1 protein-coding gene is annotated in these 2158 nt (G+C 67.1%); it reads left to right on the top strand.

Annotated elements, in window-relative coordinates; translation table 11 throughout:
• Positions 1-147 precede the first annotated feature (147 nt).
• A complete protein-coding gene (htpG, locus tag GBZ26_RS28925) occupies positions 148-2037 on the top strand; it encodes a molecular chaperone HtpG (protein ID WP_174441741.1) in 1890 nt (629 codons plus the stop codon).
• Positions 2038-2158 lie beyond the last annotated feature (121 nt).

Here is a 2158-nt window from a genome sequence, read left to right as displayed (position 1 = left end):
CCCCCCACCCCACCACTCCGGTTGCGAAACTCCCGCACAACGCCAGCCGATCGCTCTTGCATGGGGCGGCGCGCTCGCACATATCTGCGCCGTCCTTCGGACCCATCGGCAAGCCCACCACCAACAAGAACGATCAAGGATGACACCATGACCGAGGAACGGCTCAGCTTCCAGGCCGAGGTCAGCCGCCTGCTCGACATCGTCGCGCACTCGCTCTACAGCGAGAAGGAAGTCTTCCTGCGCGAGCTGGTCTCCAACGCCTCCGACGCCTGCGACCGGCTGCGCTACGCCGCGCTGACGCAGCCCGAACTGTCCGCCGACGACCCCAACCTGAAGGTCCGGCTGATCGTGGACAAGGAGGCGCGGATCCTCACCGTGGCCGACAACGGCATCGGCATGAACCGCGAGGATCTGGTCGAGAACCTCGGCACCATCGCGCGCTCCGGCACCGCCGCCTTCATGCGCAACCTGAAGGACAGCGCAAAGGACGGTGACGCCAAGAAGGACGTCAACCTGATCGGCCAGTTCGGCGTCGGCTTCTATTCCGCCTTCATGGTCGCCGACCGGGTGGAGGTGCTGACCCGCAAGGCCGGGGAGACGCAGGGCTGGCGCTGGCTGTCGGACGGCAAGGGCGAATTCACCATCTCCGACGTCGCCGACCTGCCGCGCGGCACGCAGATCAAGCTGCACCTGCGCGAGGGCGACGACGAGTATCTGGAGGAGCACCGCCTCTCCGGCATCGTCCGCAAGTATTCCGACCACATCGCCATCCCGATCCTCTTCGGCGAGGGCGAGGACGCCAAGTCGCTGAACAGCGCGTCGGCCCTGTGGATGCGCTCCAAGAACGAGATCACCGCGGAGCAGTACACGGAGTTCTACCATCATGTCGGGCACGCCTTCGACGATCCGTGGCTGACCCTGCACTGGCGGGCCGAGGGCGCCATCGAATACACGAACCTGCTGTTCGTGCCGTCCTCCAAGCCGTTCGACCTGTTCGACCCCAAGCGCGCCCACCGGGTGAAGCTGTACGTCAAGCGCGTCTTCATCACCGATTCGGCGGAAGGGCTGCTGCCGCCCTACCTGCGCTTCCTGCGCGGCGTGGTGGACAGCGAGGACCTGCCGCTCAACATCAGCCGCGAGATGCTCCAGCACAACCCGATGCTGGCGAAGATCCGCGCCGGCATCACCCGCCGCGTCCTGTCGGAGCTGGGCAAGAAGGCCCGCGACACCGAAAAGGCGGAGGAATACGCGGCCTTCTGGGAAAACTTCGGCGCCGTCCTCAAGGAGGGCCTCTACGACGACTACGAGCACCGGGACGATCTGCTGAAGCTGATGCGCTTCCGCAGCACCGCCGGTGACGGTCTGGTCTCGCTGGAGGAGTATCTGGGCCGCATGAAGGAGGGCCAGGAGGCCATCTTCACCATCAGCGGCGACGACATCGAGACGCTGAAGCGCAGCCCGCAGCTCGAAGGCTTCAAGGCCAAGGGCGTCGAGGTGCTGCTGTTGACCGACCCGGTGGACGAGTTCTGGGTGCCGTCGGTCGGCAGCTTCCAGGACAAGCCCTTCAAGTCGGTGACCCGCGGCGGCGCCGACCTCGGCAAGATCCAGGGCGGCGAGGAGAAGCCCGCCGAGGAGAAGGCGTCCGAGGGCGAGCTGACCGACCTGCTGGTCCTGCTGAAGCTGACGCTCCAGGACGTGGTGAAGGACGTCCGCCCGTCGGAGCGCCTGACCGACAGCGCCGTCTGCCTCGTCGCCGACGAGAACGACATGGACATGCATCTGGAGCGCTTGCTCAAGCAGCACAAGCAGCTCGGCATGGACGCCCCGGCGGCCAAGCGCATCCTGGAGGTCAACCCCGCCCACCCGCTGATCAAGCGCCTCGCCGAGCGCGCCAAGGCGAGCGGTGCGGCGACCTCACTGGACGACGCGGCCTGGCTGCTGCTCGACCAGGCGCGCATCGTGGAGGGCGAGGCCCTGCCCGACCCCGCCGCCTTCGCCCGCCGTCTGGCGAGCGCGATGGAGAAGGGGCTGGCGTAAGGGTTCCCGTTGGCCCCCCCCCAACCCCCCCCCCCCTCGCCCGGGGGGGGGGTTGGGTCGTGTCTTTTTACCCTTCTCCGCCCCCCCAGGCACAAGCGGAAGACGGATTGCCGCTTTTTGT

Origin of the sequence: Azospirillum formosense, from assembly GCF_013340925.1 — a bacterium.
Taxonomy (GTDB): domain Bacteria; phylum Pseudomonadota; class Alphaproteobacteria; order Azospirillales; family Azospirillaceae; genus Azospirillum; species Azospirillum formosense.
The sequence above is the reverse complement of the archived record's forward strand: the minus strand, read 5'-3'. Positions and strand labels throughout refer to the sequence as shown.